Consider the following 22,693-nt stretch of genomic DNA (forward strand, 5'->3'; position numbering starts at 1 on the left):
GCCAAGCTTTCGTGATTTCCCCTTCCCCGACCGATGCGGCCCGCAGGCCGCCGGTGATTCGCCTCGACGCGGTCCAGAAATCCTTCGCACTGCCCAACGGCGACGTCTTCGACGCGGTGCGTGCCTTGTCGCTCGACATCCCCGAGGGCGAGATCTTCGGCCTGATCGGCAAGAGCGGCGCGGGCAAGTCCACGCTGCTGCGCCTCATCAACCTGCTCGAGCGGCCCGACGCCGGCCGCGTGATCGTCGGCGGCCGTGACCTGACCACGCTGTCGCGTCGCGAGTTGCGCGACACGCGGCAGAACATCGGGATGATCTTCCAGCAGTTCAACCTGCTGCAGAACGCCAGCGTGTTCGACAACGTCGCCTTCCCGCTGAAGATCCATGGCCGCCATTCGCGTGCCGAGATCGATGCGCGCGTGCGCGAATGCCTGGCACTGGTCGGGCTCTCCGAAAAGATCGACACCTACCCGGCGCAGCTCTCCGGCGGCCAGAAGCAGCGCGTGGCCATCGCCCGTGCACTGGCACCGCGCCCACAGGTGCTGCTGTGCGACGAGCCCACATCGGCGCTCGACAGCGAGACCACGCGCGCGCTGCTGGAGACGCTGCGCGACATCAACGCCAAGATCGGCGTGACCATCGTGATCGTCACGCACGAGCTGTCGGTGGTCGAGGTGCTGTGCCGGCGCGTCGCCATCCTCGAGCGTGGGCAGCTCGTCGAACAGTTTGCGGTCGACGAGGCACCGCAGGCCGAGCGCCTCACCGCGCTCGGCCGCGAGATCGATGCCCTGGTTCGTCGCCGCGAGCGCGATGCGCGCGAAGCCGCCAACACGCCCCTGTCGTCACCGCTGTCGTCCCCTGTGCCCCGAGGAACCGCCCATGCCTGAGAACATCGCCGCCATCCTGCCCGAGCTGTGGCTCGCCACCGGGCAGACCTTCCTGATGCTGGGCATCGGCCTGTCGGCCGCGGTGCTCATCGGCGGCCCGCTGGGCGTGCTGCTGTTCCTGCTGGGCCCCGGTCAGTCGCTGGCCAACAAGCCGGCCTTCCTGGTGCTGAACTGGCTCGTCAACACTGTGCGCTCCTTCCCCTTCATCATCCTGCTGGTGGCGCTGGTGCCCATCACGCGCGTGATCGCGGGCACCTCCATCGGTCCGCTCGCGGCGGCGGTCCCGCTGTCGGTCGCGGCCATCCCGTATTTCGCGCGGCTGGTCGACCAGTGCCTGCGCGAGGTGCCGCGCGGCGTCATCGAGGCGGCTCATGCCATGGGCGCGTCGGAGCTGCAGATCGTGTGGCGCGTGCTCGTCGTCGAAGCGCGTTCGGGCTTGGTGCTGGCGCTCACGGTGCTGTCGGTCAGCTTCCTGTCGTACTCGGCCATCGCCGGTGTGGTGGGCGGTGGCGGCATCGGCGACCTCGCCATCCGCTACGGCTACTACCGCTTCCAGACCGACGTGATGGTGTTCACCGTGGTGCTGCTGGTGGCGCTGGTGCAGGTCATCCAGTTCGTCGGCAACACCGCGGCACGCCGCCTCGACAAACGGTGATTTCTTTTTTGTTCCCTGATCTCTCTGCCATGAAAACCTCTGCGCTCCGCCGCTCCTTCCTCGCCCTCTCAATCGCTGCCATCTCGCTCGGCGGTCTCTCGCTAAATGCCCAGGCGCAAGCCGACAAGAAGAACCTCGTCATCGGCGGCACGGCCGGATCGAACTTCGACCAGCTCAAGCTGGGTATCGTGCCGATCCTTCAGAAGAAGGGGTACACGGTGAAGTTGGTCGAGTTCAACGACTACGTGCAGCCCAACCTCGCGCTGGCGCAGGGCTCGCTCGACGCCAACTTCTTCCAGCACCTCGTGTACCTGAAGAAGTTCGCTGCCGACCAGAAGCTCGACATCGTGGAACTGGTGCAGGGCCCGATCGCGCCGCTGGGCGTGTACTCGACCAAGCGCAAGACCCTCGCGGAGGTGAAGAGCGGCGACCGCATCACGCTGCCGAACGACCCGAGCAACCTGGCGCGCGCGCTGGTGCTGCTGGAGCAGAACAAGCTCATCACCATCAAGCCCGGCGTCGATGCGATCCGCGCTTCGGAAAAGGACGTCGACCAGAACCCGCACAAGTTGAAGTTCATCCCGCTCGAGGCCGCGCAGCTGCCGCGCTCGCTGGGCGATGCGGAGTACGCCATCATCAACGGCAACTTCGCGATCTCGTCGGGCCTGAAGTTGACCGAAGCCGTGGTCCTCGAGAAGCCCGCCGACCACTACCTGAACGTGGTGGCAGTGAAGCGTGCCGACAAGGGCACGCCGTGGGCCAAGGACATCGCCGAGGCCTACCGCTCCAAGGAATTCAAGGCGGTGGTGGACAGCAAGTTCCAGGGCTACGCCAAGCCGGCCTACATGCAGTAAGCCGCGCCGGTCAGCGCCGCGCGCCGGTGACGGCGCGCACCAGGCGGTGCAGCCCGCCGCGCCCGCTGGCCGCACGGCCGAGCAGCGCGCTGCCTGCCGCACCCGCCAGCGTCCGCCCGAGGAACGACCGGCTGCGGCCCGCCATCAGCAGCAGAACCAGGCCCGCGCCCATCACGGCCCAGTGTTCGCCCGGCATGTCGGGGCGTTGGTCATCGGCCTTTCGGGCTTGTTTGATCCAGGAATTCGCGTCGTTCGAGTTCATGCAGGTCCTTGTGCGGTGGCGTGCGCTAGCAGGTGCGCGTTGAAGAAAAAAGAGAAGCGTCGTTGATAGGCGAACACGTGCGGTCGCGCGTGTAGGCGATGCCCGGCCTCGCAAGGCATGTTGCACCGCAGCCTGCGCAGGCGATGCCCTACAGGCAGCGTCTGGCGATCCTGACCCGAGGGCCGGTCTGCGTGTTCAGGATGAAGTCTTCAACGCGCCACTGTTGTTCCATTGCGCAACGCGATGACTTCGGTGGGCATTTCCAACCCTTCTCTCAAGGAGCCGAACATGGCCAAGGAAACAGACTTCAAGACCACCGACACGAACCGTGACCCGATCACCGGCGCACCGGGTGCGCATCCCGTCGGCACCGGGGTCGGTGCCGCAGGCGGCGCGGTGGCAGGTGCTGCCGCGGGCTCGGTGGCCGGCCCGGTGGGCACGGTCGTCGGCTTGGTGGCTGGCGGCTTGGCCGGTGGCCTGGGTGGCAAGGTGGTCGCCGAAAGCGTGAACCCTACCGCCGAAGACGCCTACTGGCGCTCGAGCTACGACCGCGAGAGCTACTACGAACCGGGCCGCAGCTACGACGACTACGCGCCGGCCTATGAAATGGGCTGGTCGAGCCGCGCGTCGCGCGGGGACAGTTTCGACACGGTCGAACCCACGTTGGCCGATGAATGGGCCACGCGCCGCGGCAATTCGACGCTCGATTGGCCGCAGGCGCGCCATGCATCCCGCGCGGCGTGGGACCGTGCGGACCGCACGTATTTCGGCGAAGCCATGCCGATGGCCCCGCGCGACGCGGATGCGTTCGACACCGACGCACGCACGGGCGAGCCGCTTTCGCACGACGACGTGGTCGACGTTCTCAACGACCTGATCGAGAACGCGCACGACGGCGAGTACGGCTTCCATACCTGCGCGGAGGAGGTGGAGAGCGCCAACCTCAAGCAGGTCTTTTCGGAGCGCGCGGTGGGTTGCCGCATGGCGGCCAATGAACTGGTCCAGCTCGTGACTCAGTACGGTGGCACGCCGGCGGATGGCGGCACCACCAGCGGCGCCATGCACCGCGGCTGGGTGCATGTGAAGGGCGCCGTGGGCGCCAACAGCGAGGCGTCGATCCTCGACGAATGCGAGCGTGGCGAAGACGCGGCGCTGGCACGCTACCGCAAGGCGCTGAAGCAGGCGCTGCCGCCCGATGTGCGCGCCGTCGTCGAGCGCCAGGCGCAAGGTGCGCAGCGCAACCACGACCAGATCAAGTCGCTGCGGGACGCGGCGCACGCGCGCAGCTGATCGCGTAATGCAGGGGCGGTCGCTCGCCCCGACCCGGACGCCACCGGGGCGCATACCCGTCTTCGGCCGGGAGGTGTAATTGCGAATAAGTCGCATTCGTTAGAATGCGGCTTTTTTCATGGGTGCTGTACGCCGCGCCCTCGCATCCTTCATCACCCCCGAGCGACCATGTCCAGCGCCGACTCTCTTTCGCACGAACAGCTCGGCACGCTGTACCTCCGTCATCACCGCTGGCTTCAGGGCTGGTTGCTCAGGAAGTCGGGCAACGCCTTCGATGCGGCCGACCTGGCGCAGGACACCTTCCTGCGTGTCCTGCGCATGCCGGGGCTCGACAGCCTTGCCGAGCCACGCGCCTATCTCACGACGGTCGCCCGCAACCTGCTGATCAACCATGTGCGTCGACGCGCCATCGAGCAGGCCTACCTCGACGCGCTGGCGCTGATGCCCGAGCCGGTGGCGCCGCCGCCGGAGGCGCGGCTCATGGTGCTGGAGACGCTGGTGGAAGTCGATCGACGCCTGAACGGTCTGCCCGCGCTGGCCAAGCAGGCCTTTCTCCTCGCGCAGCTCGAGGGGCTGGGGCAGGGCGAGATCGCCGCGGAACTGGGCATCTCCGTGTCGACCGTGAAGCGCCATCTCGCGAAGGCGGCGATGCGTTGCTTCTTTCCGGAATGAGCCCTTCGCCCCGCAGGCAGGATGTCCTGGGCGGTACCGACCAGGTCGCGCCGGCCGTCGCACACCAGGCCGTTCAATGGTGGGTGGCGCTGCGATCGCGCGACGTCGGTGCCGCGCAACGTGCGCAGTGGACGCGCTGGCGCGCGGCCGACCCGGCGCACGAGGCCGCGTGGCAGCGCATCGAAGCCGTTGGCGGGCGCCTGGCGGAGATCCCGTCGCCGCTGGCCCGCGCCGCCTTGCACGCCGCTCCGCGATCGATGCGGCGTCGCCGCGCGATGCAGCTTCTCTCGGTGCTGGTGGTCGGCGGCGGCAGTGCGATGCTCGCGCGCCAGACGACGCCGTGGCGATCGCTCACGGCGGACCATGTGTCCGCCGTCGGCGAGCGCATCCCGCTGACGCTGCCCGATGGCGGCCGGGTCACGCTCAACAGCGGCAGCGCCATCAACCTGCGCTTCGACACCGAGCGCCGTGTGCTTCAACTGGTGCGCGGCGAAATCCTGGTGCAGACCGCGCCCGATGCGCTGCACCGGCCTTTTCTGGTCGAGACCGAGGAAGGCTCGGCGCGGGCGATCGGCACGCGCTTCACGGTGCGCCAGCAGGGCGATGCGCAGGTCGAGGTCGGCGTGCTGCAGGGCGCCGTCGAACTCACGCCGCGCAATGCGCCGCAGCAGGCGCGCACGCTGCGGGCGGGCGAGTCCGGGCGCTTCACGCGCACGGGGGCGACGCCGCCGAGGGCCCTCGATCGCGACGAGAGCGCGTGGGCCGACGGCATGTTGGTCGCGTCGCACATGCGGCTCGACGACTTCCTCGCCGAACTCGGCCGCCACCGGCCGGGGCGCCTGGGCTGCGACCCGGCCATCGCCGGCCTCCAGGTGTCGGGCGCCTACCCGCTGGCCGACACCGACCGCGTGCTGGCGGCGTTGACCTCGGCGTTGCCGGTCGACGTGCAAACCTACACGCGCTACTGGGTGAGCGTGCGACCGCGCCGCGGTCGGGTGTGAACGTCGAAGAAAAATAAATGAGCTGATTCGACGGGCTCGACGGTCAAGGAAGGGAAGGGCGCGCACACCGCGCCCGACTTCTTCCCGCAATCTTCCATCGTCGAAGGCATTTCCATGTTCCTGCACACCGGCCGGCCGGCCTCCGTTCCTACCCCGCACTCGATCGCCATGCCGAGCCGCGGCAAGCCGCGCCTGCATGCGCTGGCGCGAGCGTCACGCAGCGCCTGCCTTGGCGCCGTGGCTGTGTGGCTGGTGGCTGGCACCGTCGCGCCGCGCAGCGCCTTCGCGCAACCGACCCCGGCGCGCAGCCAGGAAGTCCGCAGCTTCGACATCCCCGCCGGCCCGCTCGAAGGCGTGCTCAACCGCCTCGGCCGCGAGACCGGCGTGCTGATCACCTTCGGCTCTGCCGTGGCCGACGGTGTGAGCAGCCGCGGCGTGCGCGGCACTTACACCGTGGCGGACGCGCTGTCGCAGGCCCTCGCCAGCACCGGCCTCGGCGCGGTGCGTGCGGCGGGTGGCGGCTACGCGCTGCAGGCATTGCCGCCCGCCGCGCCATCGTCGTCGAGGGCGTCGGCCAACACGCTGGACGAAGTGCGCGTCACGGCCACGGCCGACGGCCCCTCCGAAGGCACCGGCGCCTACACCGTGCGCTCGACCAGCACCGCGACACGCCTGGGGCTCTCGCCGCGCGAGACGCCGCAGTCGGTCAGCGTCATCACGCGCCAGCAGATGGACGACCAGGCACTGGTCAGCGTGCCCGAGATCCTGGAGAAGACACCCGGCGTGACCGTCGGCCGCAACGACAGCGAGCGCGCGACCTTTTACGCGCGCGGCTTCGTGATCGAGAACCTGCAGTTCGACGGCGTGCCCAGCACGCTCGACACGTCGAACCAGTACACCGCCGCCATCGGCGACAGCGTGATCTACGACCGCATCGAGATCGTCAAGGGGGCCACGGGTCTCCTGACCGGCGCGGGCTACCCCTCGGCGACCATCAACCTGGTGCGCAAGAAGCCGACGGCCGAATTTGCCGGCAACCTGTCGCTGGGTGCGGGCTCGTGGGACCGCTTGCGCACCACCGCCGATTTCTCTGGCCCGCTCAACGCGAGCGGCAGCGTGCGCGGGCGCATCGTCGCCGCAGCGCAGAACGCGAACTCCTATGTCGACGACTACAGTCGCGACACCCGCAATCTCTACGCCGTGGTCGAAGCCGACCTGACGCCCGGCACGCTGCTGACCGTGGGCGTGGACCACATGAAGACGCGCGCCGACGGCGCCACCTTCGGCCACCTCCCGCTCTTCTACAGCGACGGCACGCGGACGAACTTCCGTCGTTCGCTCAACCCGGCGGCACGCTGGTCGTACTGGAACAACGACAGCACCACCACCTTCGCCAACCTCAAGCACGAGTTCGGCGGCGGCTGGAAGCTCGACGTGGCGGCCAGTCACCTCGACCAGTCGAAGGACGTGTTCTACGGCTCGGCCTACAACGGCAGCGTGAATCGCGCGACGGGCGCAGGCATCCGCATGCTGTCGGGCGCGCTGCCGACCCAGTCGAAGACCGACGCGCTCAACATCGCGCTGACCGGCCCGTTCACCCTCGGTGGCCGCACCCACGAACTGATGCTCGGCGCCGGCTACTCGCGCCAGCACCAGGAGGCGCAGCTGCACAGCTCCACCTACACGGCCATCCCCAACTACTTCGCGTGGGACGGCAACATCGCGCAGCCTGCGTCGGTGAAGCGCAGCGACCGCGACATCGTCACGCGCGAGAAGGGCGTGTCGGCGGCGGTGCGGCTGCGACCCACCGAGGCGCTGTCGGTGATCCTCGGCGCACGCACCAGCTGGTACGACCTGCGCGACGAGAGCACCAGTCTGGCTGGCTTGACCACGCTGAGCGACCAGCTCGATATCGACGCCAAGGTCGTGCCCTACGCCGGCGTCGTCTACGACATCGATCGCACCTGGTCGGTGTATGCGAGCCACACCGACATCTTCAAGCCGCAGACCTACTACAAGGACGCGAGCGACCGGGCCATCGCGCCGCTCACCGGCAAGAGTTCCGAGGTCGGCGTGAAGGGCGAGTTTCTCGAGAAGCGGCTCAACACCAACCTGGCGCTGTTCCACGTCAAGCAGGACAACTCGGCGCAGTACGTCGGCGTCAACCCGGCCAACGGCGACGAGATCTACACCGCGGTCGACGGCATCACCAGCAAGGGCATGGAGCTCGAGGTGGCCGGCCAGATCGCCCCGTCGTGGAACCTGGCGGCGGGCTACACCTTCCGCACGTCGAAGAAGCCGCAGCAGCCGAACGTGACCTTGAGCGCGGTCAACACCAACCAGCCCAAGCACCTGTTCAAGCTCAACACCAGCTATCGCCTGCCAGGCGCATGGCGCCAGCTGGTGGTTGGCGGCTCGCTGTCGTGGCAGAGCGAAACCTACTACCAGACCTCCGACGCCAACCGGTGGCGCGCGACGCAGGCGGCCTATGCACTGGTCGGCCTCATGGCGCGCTACGAGTTCGATCGCCACCTGAGCGTGTCGCTGAACATCAACAACGTGTTCGATAAGACCTACATGCCGGGCCTGGGCTCTTACGGCACCGGCGTGTACGGCGATCCACGCAGCGCACTGCTGACGATGAACTACAAGTTCTAGGCGCGACGACGCGGCAGTCCCTGACAGGCGCATCGATCGATGCCCCGCAGAATTCGAGGCATGAAAAAGACCGCTGCCGCCGCCGCTACGGCCCTGTTCGTCGCCACCCTGCATGCGCAGGACGCCGCGCCCCTTCTCGAGAGCCCGCCGGCCGACAGCACACCCAGCCTGCGGGCCGTTACCGTCTCCACGCCGCGCGGCGCCGCCGTGCCCTTCGACCTGCCGGGCTCCGTCGACGTGGTCGACAGGCAGCAGTTGCGCGACGGCAAGCTGCAGGTGAACCTGTCGGAGAGCCTGGGCGGCGTGCCCGGCCTGCAGGTGCAGAACCGGCAGAACTACGCACAAGACCTGCAGATCTCCATCCGCGGCTTCGGCGCGCGCTCGACCTTCGGGCTGCGCGGCGTGCGGCTGTACGTCGACGGCATCCCCGCTACGCTGCCCGACGGGCAGGGCCAGAGCACCAACATCGACATCGGCTCGGCCGACCGCGTCGAGGTGCTGCGCGGCCCGTTCTCGGCGCTGTACGGCAATTCGTCGGGTGGCGTGATCCAGGTCTTCACCGAAGACGGCGAAGCGCCGCCGCGGCTCGGCTTCTCGGTGGCGGGCGGCAGCTTCGGCAGCACGCGCTTCGGCGCCAAGGCCTCGGGCGTGAGCGGTGGCATCGACTACGTGCTGAGCGCGAGCCGCTTTCGCACCGACGGCTACCGTGACCACAGCGCGGCGACGCGCGACATCGCCAACGGCAAGCTCGGCGTGCAGCTCGACGACGGCAGCCGGCTCACGCTCATCGCCAACAGCGTGCGCATCGATGCACAGGACCCGCTGGGCCTGACGCAAGCGCAGCTCGACGCCGACCCGCGCGCCGCGCCGCTCGCCACGCAGTACGACACGCGCAAGACGGTCGACCAGACGCAGGTCGGCCTGCTGTACGAACGCCGCATCGACGCCGACCAGGACCTGCGCCTGATGCTGTACGGCGGCGACCGGCGCACGACGCAGTTCCAGTCGATCCCGCCCTCGGCGCAGGCAAGCCCCCTCAGCGCCGGCGGCGTGATCGACCTGCAGCGCCGCTACGCCGGCTTCGACGCGCGCTGGACGGTGCGCACCGCGCTGGCCGGCCGGCCCTTCGAAGTGTCGACCGGCCTGGCCTACGACACGCTGCATGAACAGCGCCGCGGCTACGAGAATTTCGTCGGAACCGGTGCGGCGCAGCAGCTCGGTGTGCAGGGTGCATTGCGGCGCGACGAGCGCAACCAGGTCGGCAATGTCGACCCCTACGTGCAGACGCGCTGGGACTTCGCCGAGCGCTGGTCGCTCGAAGCCGGCCTGCGACAGAGCACCGTGCGCTTCGAATCGGACGACCGCTACCAGCGCGGCATCAATGGCGACGACAGCGGCGACGCGCGCTATCGCAAGCTGCTGCCAGCCGCTGCGCTGCGCTTCGCCGCGACCCGCGACCTCAACCTGTACGTGAGCGCCGGCCGCGGCTTCGAGACACCGACCTTCAACGAGCTCTCGTACCGGCCGGGCAATGTGGGCGGCCTCAACTTCGCGCTGCAGCCCTCGGTGAATCGCAGCCTCGAAGTGGGCGCGAAGGCGCGCGTGGCCGATGGCCTGCTGACCGCCGCGGTCTTCCAGACGCGCACCGACGACGAGATCGTGACCGCCACCAACAGCGGCGGACGCGCCACCTTCCAGAACGCCGGCCGCACGCAGCGCGATGGCCTTGAACTGGCCTGGCTGCACGAGACGCCCAGCCATTGGCGTACGCAGCTGGCCTACACCTGGCTCGACGCGCGCTACCGCGACGGCTTCTGCTCGCCGTCGCCGTGCACGGGCGGCAATGTGGTGGCGCCGGACAACCGCATCCCCGGCATCGCGAAGCAGTCCTTCTTCGCATCCTTCGGTTACGCACCGCCGCTCGGGTGGCGCGCGGGCGCCGAGCTGCGCGCGCTCAGCCGCATCGACGCCAACGATGCCAACAGCGCGAGTGCGCCGGGCTACGTCGTCGCGGCCCTGCAAGCGGGCTACGTGCAGCGCTGGGCCGGCTGGGAGTGGAACGCCTTCGCCCGCGTCGACAACTTGTTCGACCGCCGCACCGTCGGCTCGGTCATCGTCAACGAAGGCAACGGCCGCTTCTTCGAGCCGGCTCCCGGTCGCAACTGGACGGTGGGGGCGGGGGCTACTTATGCCTTCTGAAGCGGTGTGAGCGCAATCAGAAGTCGATCGAGGCGGACAGCATCAGCGTGCGCGGGGCGCCGACGGTGACGTAGGTGCTGGTGACCCAATAGTTCTTGTCAGCCACGTTCTCGAGATTGGCGCGCAGCGTCACAGGCTTGCCAGCGACCTTGGTCGCATAGCGCGCACCGATGTCCACGCGCGTCCACGAAGGCACGGTCAGGCGGTTCGCAGCATCGGCGTAGACCGACGATGTGTTGATCACCCGGCCGTTCAAGCTCAGGCCGGGCAGCCATGGCATGTCCCAATCGAGGCCCACGTTGAATGTCCGGTCGGGCACGCCGGTCGCTTCATTACCCTGGTTCACGCCGCCCGCGGTGCGAGTGAGCTTGGCATCGTTGAAGGCTGCACTCGCCATCACGCGCAGGCCCCGCTGGACCTCGCCGTAGGCCGTGAGTTCGAGGCCGCGGTTGCGTTGTTCGCCGCCGAAGCTGTAGATGAGCGTGGCCGGGTCGGTCAGGGCGTTGGGCCGCGTGATCTGATAGACCGCGGCCTGCGTGGTGAGTCGGCCCCAGTCCACCTTCACGCCGATTTCATGTTGCTTCGACTTCTGAGGTGCGAAGGTCTCGCCGACGTTGGCGGTACCGGGGCCCGCCGTGCCGCCACGCGTCAGGCCCGCGGTGTAGTTGGTGTACAGCGAGACGTTGTTCATCGGCTTGACCACCAAGCCGGCGAGCGGCGTGACGGCGCTGGCCTTGTAGCGCGACGCGCGGGCGCCGGTGATTTGCGAGAAAGCTTCCTGCTCCATCGTCTGGTCGCGCAGGCCCAGCGTCAGCAGAACGCGGTCGTTGGCGAAGGATATGGTGTCGGCCAACGCGAGGCTCGATTGCGTGAGTTCGTTGGCCTTGACCGCCGGATTGCGCGTGGCTGTGATCGCAGGCAGCGCCGAGGGGTTGTAGAGGCTGGACGGATTCGTGGTCGTGGACGTTGTGTAGAAGTAGCCCGATTCCTGGCTCAGCAGGTTGACACCCAAGGCCAGCGTATGGCGAACGCTGCCGGTGTTGAAGCGTGTTCGGATGCCTGCATCGGCCGACGTGGTCTTGCTGTAGAAATCGTAGTAGGCATTCGACACATTGAAGTTGCCTGCCGAGTTGGGACGGCCGCTCGGGAAAATCTGCTTGTAGTCCAGGTCGGTGTAGCCCACGCTGCCATAGACGGTGGTGGCGTCGTTGACGTCATACTCGATGCGAGAAATGGTGGTCTTGACGTTGTCCTTCAGGTCGGTGCCGGGGTAGAAGTTCAGGCGTGCCGACGGTGGCTCAGGGATCTGCGTGATGCCGGCGGCAAAGCTGGTCTGCGGACGAAACTCCTTGGTTTCGCCTCGGCTGACAAATGCATCGAGTGACCAGCGCAGGCGCGTACCCAGGTAGTCCAGGCCCAACGAGCCCAGCCCGAGCCGCTGATTGCCGCCATCGATATTGCCCTCTCCGTTGCGCCACGCGCCGTTGACGCGCACGCCCCACTGGTTCTCCTCGCCGAAGCGACGGCCCACGTCGAGATGCGTGCCGAACTGCGCATCGCTCATGTAGGTGGTGGTCAGGCGCGTGAGCGGCACGTCGGCCGCGCGCTTGGTCACGACGTTGATGCTGCCGCCGACGCTGCCGCTGGGGCCGACACCGTTGGCCAGCGCGCCCGGACCCTTGAGCACCTCGACGCGCTCGATCATCTCGAGCGGTACGCGCGTGGTAGGTGACAGGCCGAACAGTCCGTTCATCGCGATGTCGCCGTTGGGAACGGTGAAGCCTCGAATCTGGAAGTCGTCACCGAAGCCACCGCGCGACGTCAACGGGCGCACCGAGGCATCGTTCATCACCACGTCGGCCACGCTGAGCGCCTGCTGGTTCTCGATCAGCTCCGAGGTGTAGTTGGTCGTGCTGAACGGCACGTTCATCAGGTCGGTGATGCCCAGGATGCCCAGGCTCCCGCCGCGCGCGAACTGGCCGCCCGAGTAGGTCTTCTGCAGCCCGCCGATGGCTTCGGCCTGGTCGGAAACCACGACCTCCTGCAGGGTGGTGCCGGTGGTGTTCTGCGCGCTGGCACCGACGGCCAACAACGCGAGCGAGGCGCCGAGGCATTGGCGCATGCGGTGCGCGAGCGGCTTGGGCGCGAAGCGGGGGGCTGCGCGGGACGATGCGGCGATCGAGGACTTCATGGGTGGGGTCGAAGAAGGAAGGACGAAGAAAAGCCGGCGACGCCGGGGTGGAGATCGGGATCGGAAAGCTCATCGCCGGGCGGGCCGGCGGCAGCGCGCTCGCTCGGCGACGACCAGCGCGCCGAAGACGAGGCCGGCGCCGAGGCTGGTGTGGCCGCTGTAGCTCACCAGGCCCACGCCCCAGCCCTGGGCCTGGACGATGAGAACGAGCGCCAGCAGCAGTGCGGCCCAGCCGGCCACGCGCAGCCATCGGGTGGCCGTCGCCGCGAGCGCGTGGCCGAACAGGTCTTCCTGGTGGCGTTCCATGGCGAGCGCGAGCGCCGCGAAACCCAGCGTGCTCAGCAGCAAGGCGGTGAGGTGCGTCATGCGCGTTCTCCGATCGAGGGCTCGGTCGTGCGCACGGGCGCAGCCCGGCGCACGGGTCGCGCCTTGGCGCTGTGCCGTGCCGTGCGGACCGCCAGCAGCGCGTGCAGCGCGGCCAGTGCCCATAGCATCCCGTCGACACCGACGAAGACCCAGTCGCCTTCGGCCAGGCTGTGCCACAGCGGGCGCTGGGTGGTGGCCGCGTTGAGCAGTGGCAGCAGCGCCAGCGCCGCGGTCGCCAGCCACAGCTGTTCCAGCCAGGCCCTCTTCGCGGGGCGCAGCACCGCGTGCACGGCCATCAGCCCCCAGACGATGAAGAAAGTGTGGATCTCCCAGGCGGCGCGTTCGGGCAGGCCGGTCGGCAGCAGGCGGTTGGCCCAGAGCATGCCGGCCATGGCGACCGACAGGCCGGCGATGGCGGCGATGTTCAGGCGCTCCACCACGCGAAAGCCGAAGTAGGGCTTGTCGGGGTTCGGCAGTTTCTGACGGCGCTTGACGGTCCACATGACCAGGCCGGTGCCCACCATCGCGGTGCCCGCGAGGCTGACGATGAAGTACAGCCAGCGCGTCACGGTGTCGCCGAAGCGGCCCAGGTGCAGCGCGTACATCACGCCACGCGTCTCGGCCGCGGGGCCGACGTGGTCCTTGGTCTCCAGCAGTTTGCCGGTGACGCCTTCGAAGAGCATGTACTGCGGGCTCATCGAGGCGCGGCCGGCGTCGCCGCGCGACACGCTCACGCGCGCCGCGGCGTCGCCCGCGTGGGTGATCGTCACGCGGCTGATGTTGTCGTGGCCCCAGCGCGCCTGGGCCTGCCGCACCATGTCTTCCACCGGCGCGAGGTCGGCCTTCTGCCCGCTCGGCTTGCCCGGCTGGATGAAGGTGCTGAGCTCGGCCGTGAGCTGCTGCCGCTCGGCCGGCGTCTTGAAGGCCGTCTGGCTGCCCCAGGGCATGTAGAGCGCCATCAGCGTCACGAGGCCGGTGTACGTGATCATCGCGTGGAAGGGCAGGCCGAAGACCGACAGCGCGTTGTGCGCGTCGAGCCACGAGCGCTGGCCCTTGCCCCATCGGAAGGTGAAGAAGTCGACGAAGATCTTCTTGTGCGTGATGACGCCGCTGACGATCGCCACCAGCATGAACATCGCGCAGAAGCCGGCCAGCCAGCGGCCCCACAACACCGGCATGTAGTGGAACTGGAAGTGGAAGCGGTAGAAAAAGTCGCCGCCTGCCGTTTCGCGCGCTGCGACCTTGTGGCCGGTGGCCGGGTCGAAGGTCGCACTCTGGAAGGCCCGCCGGCCTTCGACACCGGGCACGCGCCAGAAGGCGCTCGCCACGTTGTTGCGGGCGTCCGGCAGCGAGATGCCCCATTGGGAACTGCCGGCGGCGGTCACCTGCAGTTCGTCGGCGATGCGCCGCGCCACCCCGGCCGGGTCGGGCACCTCGGCCTGATGCTGCAACTCGGGCCGCATCCACTGCGAGAGTTCGTCCTTGAAGTAGCTCACCGTGCCGGTGAGGAACATCGCGTAGAGGAACCAGCCCGTCAGCAGCCCGGCCCAGATGTGCAGGTCGGACATGGTCTGGCGGATGCCACGGGCGAGGGGTTCAGCCTTGGCCCGGCGCGCGGTCGACGGCAGGTCGTGCTCGGTGCTCACGAGGCGGCGCCTCCGGCCCAGACGGACCACGCGGCGAGCAGCAGCGGCACGGCCGCGATCGCCAGCCCGGCCCATGCACGCCGCGCGCTGCGCACCGCGAAGACCCAGACCACCGCACCGGCGTAGATCGCGAAGCTCGCCAGCATCCCGGTGATGACCGCCTGCGGCTTCGCCATCGGCAGCGCGAGCGCGGCCACGCTGCCGAGCGCGGCCAGGCCGTAGCCACCGAACACGGCCGCAACGATGCGAGAGAGGAGCGGGCCCACGCTGCGGGCCCGGTCGAGCACGGCGATCACTTGTTGGGCGTGGCGGCCGGTCCTGCGGGGATCGGGGCGACGCCGTCGGCCTTGACGTAGGTGAGCGTGGTGACGTAGCTCACGCCGTCGTATTTGTCGGCGCCGCGTTCGCCGGGCGTGCGGTCGGTGTGGCTCGCTTCGGCCACGTAGGTGCCCTGCCAGGGCATGTCGAACTTCACCACGCCTTGCGCGTCGGTGCGGCCTTCCTTGGCCCAGCCGGATTGCGTGACCAGCGAGACCTTGGTCTTGGGCAGTGGCTGGCCCTTGAAGACGAGCTTCAATTCACCCGGCGTGCCGGTGGGCACGATGTCGAAGGCCAGCTTCGGCGTCTGTGCCGCGAAGCCGGTGATCAGCCGCGCGGCCGGGTGATACCAGTTCTTCGTTTCCTTGTCGCCCTGCTTCATCGTGTAGAGCGGGTAGCTTGCATCTTCGGCCACGATGCTCTCGCCCGGCGCGGCCTGGAAGGGCAGCATGAAGCCGTCGCTCGTCTTCGTGCCGTCGCCCAGCTTCTCGCCACGGGCCGACACCAGCGTGCCTGTCGGCTTGACGAACTTGTCCAGCAGGCCCGGCGATGCCTCGCGCAGGTTGTCGCCGAACTCGCCGAAGCGGATCACAGCGCGCTGGCCGGCGGGTTGCTCGAGCCAGATCTGGTGGGCCTGGGCGGCCGTGGCGAGGCCCAGCAGGGCGAGGGTGGCGATGAGGGTGTGCTTCATGGAAATGATGTCGTCGAAGGTCGAAGGAGACCGACCGTGCTTGCGCGCGCAGGCGCAAAAAAGAATGCGAACGGTTCGCATTCTAATTCCACATAAAGTCACAATTTGAATGTCCGACGATGCGCGCGGTCATTGCGAAGGCGCGATGCGCCGCGAGCCGCTTCGTCAGATGGCGCGTTGGCACCAGCGGGCGTAGAGCCGCTGCAGATGTCCGGTCATCCGCGCCGTGCGTGCTGGGAGGTCTTGCCGCGTCGCGGCCATCGACGCCACGGCCGGGTTGCCGGCGGCGTGCTGGCGCAGCAGCTGCGCCCCATTGCGTTCGAGCGAGAGTGCCACCAGCGCCGGCGTCATCTCCAGGTGCGACTGCACCAGCAGATGACGGCCGTCCAGCACATAGGCCTGCGCGGCGCAGTGCACGCCGGTGGCGATGCGCACCGCGCCCGGCGGCGGCGCGAAGGTGTCGCCATGCCACTGGAAGGTCTCGAGCGTCTGGCCGGCCGCGTCGCCCCACCAGTCGCGAGCCAGCGCATGGTCGTCGGTGACGATGTCGTTCCAGCCGATCTCCGGGCGTGTATGCGTGTGCACGCTGCCGCCCAGCGCGCGTGCCACCAGCTGGCTGCCGAGGCAGTGGCCGGCGACAGGGATGCCCTGTGCGGCGGCATCGCGGATGAGCGCTAGCTCCTGCGCGATCCACGGCAGCGAGTCGTTCGCGCTCATGAATCCGCCCATGAACACCAGCCCGCCGAACGCTGACGCATCGTCGGGCACGGGTTCTCCGTCGACGATGCGCACGATGTGCACCTCGCGGCCGAGCGATTGCAGGATGGGCACCACCGTGCCGGGTGTGCCGACCTCGGTGTGCTGGAAGACGGCGATGGGTTTCACGCGTTCATGCGGTCAGGCGGCGATGCCGACGCCCAGCAGGCCGTCGAGCAACGCCGCGTCGGCCGCCAGCGCGGCACTGGTGCCGGCGTGCACGACGGTGCCGCGTTCGAGCACGATGGCCTGGTGCGTCATCTCGAGCGCGAGCACCGGGTGCTGCTCGACCACGATTGATGCCAGGCCTTCGCCTTCGCACAGGCGGCGTATCGAGGCTGCCAGCTCTTCCACGATGATCGGCGCGAGGCCTTCCATCGGCTCGTCGAGCAGCAGCAGCTTTGGGTTGGTCATGAGGGCGCGGCCGATGGCCAGCATCTGCTGCTCACCCCCCGACAGCTGGTTGCCGTAGTTGCCGCGGCGCTCGCGCAGTCGCGGAAAGAAGCCGTACACGCGCTGCAGGTTCCGGGGGCCGGGGCTGGCGACCACGGTGAGGTTCTCCTCCACCGTGAGCGAGGGGAATACCTCGCGTTCCTGCGGCACCCAGCCCAGGCCGGTGCGCACGCGGCGGTGCGCCGGCCAGCGCGTGATGTCTTCGCCGCACCAGCGGATGGCGCCCTGCGTGACGCGGGTGTTGCCCATCAGCGTCTCGAGCAGCGTGGTCTTGCCCACGCCGTTGCGGCCGAGCACGGCCAGGCTCTGGCCCTCGGCCAGCGTGAAGCCCAGGCGGTGCAGCACCACCGCGTTGCCGTAGCCGGCGACGACATTGTCGAAGGCGAGCAGCTCAGCCATGGGCGACTTCTGCGTGGGCGTGGCCCAGGTACACCTCGCGCACCCGCGGGTCGGTGCCGATCTCGGCGGGCGTGCCCTCGGTCAGGATCTGCCCGGCCACCAGCACCGAGATGCGGCGCGAGAAACGGAAGACGAGTTTCATGTCGTGTTCGATGAACAGCACGCTGATGTCCGGCGGCAGTTCGGCAATCGCTTCGAAGAGTTCGCCGCTCTCGTCCTCGGGCACGCCGGCCGCGGGTTCGTCGAGCAGCAGGATGCGCGGCCGGGCCGCCATGGCGAGCGCGATTTCCAGCAGCCGCTGCTTGCCGTAGGCCAGCTCGGCGACCGGCACGTCGGCCAGCGCGTCGAGCTTCAGGCGGCCGAGCAAGGCGTGCGCTTCGTCGAACAGCGCCGTGTGCCGCGTGAGCGGCCGCCACCACACCGCGCCCAGGCCCTCGCGCTCGCTGATGGCGAGCACCACCGACAGCAGCGGCGTGAGGCTGGGGAACAGCGTGTTGATCTGGAAGGTGCGCGCCAGGCCCATGCGGGCGCGGCGGTCGGCGGCGAAGCCGGTGATGTCCTGGCCGCCCATCTCGATGCGCCCGGCGGTCGGCCGGATCACGCCGGTCAGCAGGTTGATGAGCGTGGTCTTGCCGGCGCCGTTGGGGCCGATCAGCGCCTGGCGTGCGCCGGGCTCGAGCGAGAGGTGCACGTCGTTCACCGCCTGGAAGGCGCCGAAGCGCACGCCCAGGCCGTGGGTTTGCAAGGTTGGCTTCATGGCGCGCTCCGCTTCGCGAGGCGCGACAGCGCGCCCATGATGCCGCCGCGCCCGACCATGACGGCCGCGATCAGGAAGATGCCGAGCCAGAACATCCAGTACTCCGGGTTGAGGTCGGCGAAGGCGTCGTGCACCAGCATGTAGACCAGCGCGCCGATCATCCCGCCGTAGAGCCGGCCGGTGCCACCGAGCACCAGGATGATCAGCACCTCGGCAGAGCGGTTGAAGCCGATCGATTCGATGCCGACGAACTGCGTGGTCTGCGCCAGCAGCGCACCGGCCACGCCGGCCACCGCGGCCGACAGTGCATAGGCCATGCGCAAGCGCGACTCGACCGGCGAGCCGATGGCCAGCATGCGCTTGCGGCTGTCGTGGATGCCACGCAGCGCCAGGCCGAACGGCGAACGCAGGATCAGCCGCACGCCCAGGAACATGACGAGCACCACGCCGAACGCGTAGAGAAACGCGGTCTTGCCGTAGAGGTCGAAGTCGAACAGCCCGAGCACCGGCCACATCACCATGCCCTGCAGGCCGTCGGTGCCGCCGGTGATGCCCGACAGGCGGTTGGCGAGTTCAGCCAGCAGCACGCATACGCCGATGGTGATCATCAGCCGCGTGAGGTCGGCGCCGCGCACCACCAGGTAGCTCAGCAGGTAGCCGAGCGCGGCGCAGACGACCAGCGCCACCAGCAGGCCCGTGAAGGGCTCGCCCCAGCCGTGCTTGGCGAGCAGGCCCGCCGCGTACGCGCCGGCGCCAAAGAAGGCCGCGTGCCCGACGGTGAGGATGCCGGCGTAGCCCAGCGCCATGTCGAGCGACACCGCGAACAGCCCGAAGATGAGGATCTGGCTCATCAGCGTGAGCTTGTCCGGCAGCAGGAAGAAGCAGGACGCGAGCGCGAGCCAGAAGGCGACCTCGACCCAGCGCAGACGGTGCGGAGAAAGGGTGATGCGCGTCATGCGATGCCTTTGCGCGGAATGATGCCGTTGGGCCGCAGCAGCAGCATGACGATCATCACGACGTAGATGAGGAAGGCGCCTGCTTCGGGCCAGTAGTACTTGCCGGCCATGTCGACGATGCCGACCAGCAGCGCCGCGACGAAGGGGCCGGTGATGGTGCCGGCCCCGCCGACGCACACCACGATGAGGAAGTACACGAGGTACTTGAGCGGGAATGTGGGTTCCAGCCCGAGCATGCCCAGGCTGAGCGCGCCGCCCAGGCCCGCCAGGCCGCAACCCAGCGAGAAGGTCAGGAAGAACAGGCGTTGCACATGGATGCCGGTGCCGGCGGCCACGCGCTGGTTGTCGACCGCTGCGCGCACCATCGCGCCGTAGCGCGTCTTGCCGATGCCCAGCAGCAGCACGGCCAGCACGAGCACGCCGCAGACGATGAGGAAGAGCCGGTAGCGACCGACCTCGAGCCCGCCCAGCGACACCCGTCCGTCGAGCATCGGCGGCAGCTGGAAGGGCTGCATCGTCGGGCCGAAGAAGTAGGTGAAGACGGCGATCGAGACGAACACGATGCCGATCGACAGCAGCACCTGGTCGAGCGGGTGCGCCTTGTAGAGCCGCCGGTAGAACACGAGCTCCAGCACCGCGCCGACCAGCGCCGCCGCGACGAAGGCCGCGGCCAGCGCCGGGAAGAAGCCCACGCCGTAGCGGCTCATCAGCACGCTCGCGGCGTAGCCACCCACCATCGCGAAACTGCCATGGGCGAGGTTGACGAAGTTCATCAGGCCCATCGTGATGGACAGGCCCACCGCGATGAGGAAGAGGAGCATGCCGTAGGCCACGCCGTCGAAAATCACAATGCCCATGGAACAGCCCGATTACTTCGCGGCTTCCTTGGCCGGGTCCTTGACTTTGTCGAACTTGTCGAACTCGACGTTCACAAGCTTGCCGTCGACCTTCTCGGTCTTGCGGATGTAGACGGTCTGCACGATGTCGCGCGTGACGGGGTCGATCTCGATCGGGCCGCGCGGGCTCTCGAAGGCGAGGCCCTTGAGTGCTTCCATGAACTTGTCGCCCGACACGTCGCCCTTGGTCTTGGCGAGCGCGAGGTCGATGGCGGCCATGGCGTCGTAGGCGGTCACGGCGAAGTAGCTCGGGCGCATCGTGGTGCCGAACTGCGCGACGAAGTCCTTCACGAACTTCTGGTTCTTCGGCGAGGGATGTGCGTACGAGTAGTGGTGGCTGGTGACCAGGCCCAGCGCCACGTCGCCGGTCGCGTCGAGGTAGCTGTCGTCGGTGGCTTCGCCGGTCGCGAAGAGCTTGATGCCGGCTTCTTCCATGCCGCGTTCCTTCCAGACCTTGAGGAAGGCCGGCGGCATCACGCCCGAGGGGAAGAAGAAGAACACCGCCTGCGGCTTCGCGTCCTTGATGCGCTGCACGTAGGCAGAGAAGTCGGGGTTGTTCATGGGCGTGCGGACCTCGCCCACCACCTTGCCGCCTTCGGCCGTAAAGGCCTTCTTGAAGGCCGTCTCGGCGTCGACGCCGGAGGCGTAGTCGGCCACCACCGTGTAGGCCTCCTTCACGCCCTGCTTGGCCATCCAGCGGGCCATCGGGTCGGTCACCTGCTGCACCGTGAACGACAGCCGCGCGACATAGGGCGAGCTGGTGGTGATGGCGGACGACGCCGCGTTCATCACCAGCGTCGGGATCTTCGCCTGCGTGGCGATGGCGCCCACCGCATAGGCGTTGGGGCTGAAGTCGAGGCCGGTGAGGATGCTCACCTTGTCCCGCACGACCAGTTCCTGCGCGATGCGCTTGGCCGCGTCGGGCGCCGGGCCGGCCGTGTCCTTCTTGATGATCTCGACCGTGCGGCCCGCGATCTTGCCGCCGTGTTCCTTCAGGTACAGCGCGACGCCGGCGTCGAACTGCCGGCCGTAGTCGGCGTACGGGCCGGAATAAGTGGCGATCATGCCGATGCGCAGCGGCTCGTCGGCCGCGTGCGCACTGAATGCGCCCATGGCAGAGAGCGCGGCCAGCGCGAGGGTGGCGAGGGTGCTTCGCTTGGTCATCTTCATCGTGGAACTCCGAGGGTTGCGGTAAGGATCAGGGGGTCGCGGTGGGCACGGTCTTCAGGTCGAAAGACGTGTCGGCCAACTGGGCGGCGGTGGGCTGCGCGCGGGCGGCGATCAGCTTGCGGCTCTGCATATGCTCGGCCGGCTTGTTGACCGAGTGCGCGCCGACCAGCACGCCGTCGCGCAGGTAGAACAGGCTGAACTTGTCGGTCGTGATGTCGCCGCGGGTCACGACCTCGTCGCCGTGCACCGGCAGGCCGGCCATCTGGAACTTGAGGTCGAACTGGTCGCTCCAGAACCAGGGCACCGCGGTGTTGGGCTGCTCGCGACCGACCACCACCGAGGCCGCGGCGCGCGCGCCATCGTTGGCCGCCTGGATCGATTCGAGCCGCACCCGCGTCGGGCCGCCGGGCACCGGCGCCAGCGCCATGTAGGCCACGTCGCCGGCCGACAGCACGCGCGGTGCCGAGGTGCGGCCGAACGCGTCGACCACGATGCCGTTGTCGACCGCAATACCTGCGGTCTGCGCCAGCTCGACGTTCGGCAGCACGCCGACGCCGAGCACCACCAGGTCGCAGTCCACGCGGTGGCCATCCGTCAGCTCGACGGCATCGACATGCCCGTTCGTGCCGTGCAAGGCGCGAACGCCGCGGCCGGTCAGCAGTTCGATGCCGCGGCGGCGGTGCGCGTTCTCGACATAGGCCGACATGATGGGCGGGAAGCTGCGCGTCAACAGGTGCGGCTGGGCCTCGACCACCGTGACCTCGGCGCCGCGCGTGCGCAGGGCCGACGCCACTTCGAGGCCGATGAAGCCGCCGCCGATCACACACGCGCGTTTCGTGCGACCGGCCGCGTCGGCCACGCGCAGGGCGTCGTCGAGCGTGCGCAGTTCGACGACGCCGTCGAGCTCCGCACCCGGCACCGTGAAGGGCCGGCAACGCGCGCCGGTCATCAGGGCGAGCCAGCCGTAGTCGAGCGTGCGGCCATCGGCGAGCGTGACCGTGCGCGCGCCGGCATCGACCGCCGCCGCGCGCTGGCCGAGCTGCAGGTCGATGCGGTTCTGCGTGAAGAAGTCGGGGCCGCGCAGCTGCAGCTGGTCAAGCGTCGTTTTGCCGGTGAGCAGGCCTTTCGACAACGGCGGCCGTTGGTAGGGCTGGTGGCGTTCGTCGCCGAGGATGGTGATCGGCGCCTCGAAGCCGAGCTCGCGCGCGGTGGCTGCGAGCTGCACGCCGGCGTACGAGGCGCCGACGATCACCAGGGTCTTCGCGCCGGGCATCAGATCTGCGTCTCGGGCACGCGCACGGTGATGCCGTCGAGCGCGGCCGTCATCGTGATCTGGCAGCTCAGGCGGCTGCCGGGCTGGCGTTCGGCGGCGACGCCGTCGAGCAGGTCGTTCTCCATGTCGTCGGCCGGTGGCAGCAGGGCGATGAAGGCGTCGTCGACGTAGACGTGGCAGGTCGCGCAGGAGCAGGAGCCGCCGCATTCGGCGTCGATGCCGCGCACGTTGTTGCGCACGGCGTTCTCCATCACGCTGCTGCCGGGCTTGGCGTCGATGGCGCGGGTGCTGCCGTCTTTGAGGATGTAGTGGATCGTGGGCATCGTAGGTATCGGGATCGTGT

22 protein-coding genes are annotated in these 22,693 nt (G+C 68.6%); 8 read left to right on the forward strand and 14 right to left on the reverse strand.

Going from position 1 to position 22,693, the window contains the following annotated elements; all coding sequences use genetic code 11:
- Positions 1-14: 14 nt before the first annotated feature.
- From ACSFA0_RS14995 to ACSFA0_RS15005, 3 genes are read left to right on the forward strand one after another with little or no spacing between them, the layout of a single operon-like run.
- Positions 15-887: a methionine ABC transporter ATP-binding protein gene (locus tag ACSFA0_RS14995; RefSeq protein WP_435451904.1), complete on the forward strand. Its 873-nt coding sequence runs from the start codon at positions 15-17 to the stop codon at positions 885-887.
- Positions 880-1,542 (forward strand): methionine ABC transporter permease, encoded by a 663-nt coding sequence (locus tag ACSFA0_RS15000; RefSeq protein WP_435451069.1) that lies wholly within the window; start codon positions 880-882, stop codon positions 1,540-1,542. Before ACSFA0_RS14995 ends, ACSFA0_RS15000 begins: the two co-directional genes overlap by 8 nt.
- A gap of 29 nt (positions 1,543-1,571) precedes the next feature.
- Positions 1,572-2,396, forward strand: coding sequence for a MetQ/NlpA family ABC transporter substrate-binding protein (locus tag ACSFA0_RS15005; RefSeq protein ID WP_435451070.1), 825 nt, complete (start codon positions 1,572-1,574; stop codon positions 2,394-2,396).
- Positions 2,397-2,406: 10 nt separating this feature from the next.
- Here the strand turns inward: ACSFA0_RS15005 and ACSFA0_RS15010 are convergent, their stop codons facing one another.
- Positions 2,407-2,658 carry a hypothetical protein gene (locus ACSFA0_RS15010; RefSeq protein ID WP_435451071.1) on the reverse strand — a complete coding sequence of 84 codons (252 nt, stop codon included), beginning with the start codon at positions 2,656-2,658 and terminating at the stop codon, positions 2,407-2,409.
- 288 nt (positions 2,659-2,946) lie between these two features.
- On the opposite strand from ACSFA0_RS15010, the gene ACSFA0_RS15015 reads away from it, so the two are divergent.
- The 5 genes from ACSFA0_RS15015 (at position 2,947) to ACSFA0_RS15035 (ending at position 10,478) form a co-directional block, all read left to right on the forward strand.
- Positions 2,947-3,948, forward strand: a complete 1,002-nt coding sequence (locus tag ACSFA0_RS15015; protein ID WP_435451072.1) for a ferritin-like domain-containing protein — start codon at positions 2,947-2,949, stop codon at positions 3,946-3,948.
- Between the two features lie 168 nt (positions 3,949-4,116).
- Positions 4,117-4,620 carry a sigma-70 family RNA polymerase sigma factor gene (locus ACSFA0_RS15020; RefSeq protein ID WP_435451073.1) on the forward strand — a complete coding sequence of 168 codons (504 nt, stop codon included), beginning with the start codon at positions 4,117-4,119 and terminating at the stop codon, positions 4,618-4,620.
- Complete coding sequence (locus ACSFA0_RS15025) at positions 4,617-5,621, forward strand: FecR domain-containing protein (RefSeq protein ID WP_435451074.1); 1,005 nt, start codon at positions 4,617-4,619, stop codon at positions 5,619-5,621. The genes ACSFA0_RS15020 and ACSFA0_RS15025 overlap by 4 nt, the downstream gene beginning before the upstream one ends.
- A gap of 114 nt (positions 5,622-5,735) precedes the next feature.
- Positions 5,736-8,279 (forward strand): TonB-dependent siderophore receptor, encoded by a 2,544-nt coding sequence (locus ACSFA0_RS15030; protein WP_435451075.1) that lies wholly within the window; start codon positions 5,736-5,738, stop codon positions 8,277-8,279.
- Positions 8,280-8,339: 60 nt separating this feature from the next.
- The gene (locus ACSFA0_RS15035) at positions 8,340-10,478 is read left to right on the forward strand and encodes a TonB-dependent receptor family protein (protein WP_435451076.1); all 2,139 of its coding nucleotides are present in this window, start codon (positions 8,340-8,342) and stop codon (positions 10,476-10,478) included.
- 16 nt (positions 10,479-10,494) lie between these two features.
- Here the strand turns inward: ACSFA0_RS15035 and ACSFA0_RS15040 are convergent, their stop codons facing one another.
- From ACSFA0_RS15040 to ACSFA0_RS15100, 13 genes are all read right to left on the reverse strand, one after another.
- On the reverse strand, positions 10,495-12,669 hold the full coding sequence (locus tag ACSFA0_RS15040) for a TonB-dependent receptor (RefSeq protein ID WP_435451077.1): 2,175 nt from the start codon (positions 12,667-12,669) through the stop codon (positions 10,495-10,497).
- A gap of 69 nt (positions 12,670-12,738) precedes the next feature.
- A complete protein-coding gene (locus ACSFA0_RS15045; RefSeq protein WP_435451078.1) occupies positions 12,739-13,035 on the reverse strand; it encodes a DUF3325 domain-containing protein in 297 nt (98 codons plus the stop codon).
- Positions 13,032-14,681: a PepSY-associated TM helix domain-containing protein gene (locus ACSFA0_RS15050; RefSeq protein ID WP_435451079.1), complete on the reverse strand. Its 1,650-nt coding sequence runs from the start codon at positions 14,679-14,681 to the stop codon at positions 13,032-13,034. The genes ACSFA0_RS15045 and ACSFA0_RS15050 overlap by 4 nt, the downstream gene beginning before the upstream one ends.
- On the reverse strand, positions 14,678-14,977 hold the full coding sequence (locus ACSFA0_RS15055) for a DUF3649 domain-containing protein (RefSeq protein WP_435451080.1): 300 nt from the start codon (positions 14,975-14,977) through the stop codon (positions 14,678-14,680). The genes ACSFA0_RS15050 and ACSFA0_RS15055 overlap by 4 nt, the downstream gene beginning before the upstream one ends.
- Positions 14,974-15,690: a DUF4198 domain-containing protein gene (locus ACSFA0_RS15060; protein ID WP_435451081.1), complete on the reverse strand. Its 717-nt coding sequence runs from the start codon at positions 15,688-15,690 to the stop codon at positions 14,974-14,976. The genes ACSFA0_RS15055 and ACSFA0_RS15060 overlap by 4 nt, the downstream gene beginning before the upstream one ends.
- A gap of 165 nt (positions 15,691-15,855) precedes the next feature.
- Positions 15,856-16,575: a type 1 glutamine amidotransferase gene (locus ACSFA0_RS15065; protein ID WP_435451082.1), complete on the reverse strand. Its 720-nt coding sequence runs from the start codon at positions 16,573-16,575 to the stop codon at positions 15,856-15,858.
- Positions 16,576-16,587: 12 nt separating this feature from the next.
- Complete coding sequence (locus ACSFA0_RS15070; RefSeq protein WP_435451083.1) at positions 16,588-17,298, reverse strand: ABC transporter ATP-binding protein; 711 nt, start codon at positions 17,296-17,298, stop codon at positions 16,588-16,590.
- A complete protein-coding gene (locus ACSFA0_RS15075) occupies positions 17,291-18,055 on the reverse strand; it encodes an ABC transporter ATP-binding protein (RefSeq protein WP_435451084.1) in 765 nt (254 codons plus the stop codon). The genes ACSFA0_RS15070 and ACSFA0_RS15075 overlap by 8 nt, the downstream gene beginning before the upstream one ends.
- Entirely contained in the window at positions 18,052-19,011 is a 960-nt protein-coding gene (locus ACSFA0_RS15080; RefSeq protein WP_435451085.1) for a branched-chain amino acid ABC transporter permease, read from the reverse strand. Before ACSFA0_RS15080 ends, ACSFA0_RS15075 begins: the two co-directional genes overlap by 4 nt.
- Positions 19,008-19,868: a branched-chain amino acid ABC transporter permease gene (locus ACSFA0_RS15085; RefSeq protein ID WP_435451086.1), complete on the reverse strand. Its 861-nt coding sequence runs from the start codon at positions 19,866-19,868 to the stop codon at positions 19,008-19,010. The genes ACSFA0_RS15080 and ACSFA0_RS15085 overlap by 4 nt, the downstream gene beginning before the upstream one ends.
- 12 nt (positions 19,869-19,880) lie before the next feature.
- On the reverse strand, positions 19,881-21,077 hold the full coding sequence (locus tag ACSFA0_RS15090) for an ABC transporter substrate-binding protein (RefSeq protein ID WP_435451087.1): 1,197 nt from the start codon (positions 21,075-21,077) through the stop codon (positions 19,881-19,883).
- A gap of 28 nt (positions 21,078-21,105) precedes the next feature.
- Complete coding sequence (locus ACSFA0_RS15095) at positions 21,106-22,350, reverse strand: NAD(P)/FAD-dependent oxidoreductase (protein WP_435451088.1); 1,245 nt, start codon at positions 22,348-22,350, stop codon at positions 21,106-21,108.
- A complete protein-coding gene (locus tag ACSFA0_RS15100; RefSeq protein ID WP_435451089.1) occupies positions 22,350-22,673 on the reverse strand; it encodes a 2Fe-2S iron-sulfur cluster-binding protein in 324 nt (107 codons plus the stop codon). Before ACSFA0_RS15100 ends, ACSFA0_RS15095 begins: the two co-directional genes overlap by 1 nt.
- Positions 22,674-22,693 lie beyond the last annotated feature (20 nt).

The sequence above is a fragment of the Variovorax restrictus genome, from assembly GCF_051216715.1.
In the GTDB taxonomy this organism is placed as follows: domain Bacteria; phylum Pseudomonadota; class Gammaproteobacteria; order Burkholderiales; family Burkholderiaceae_C; genus Variovorax.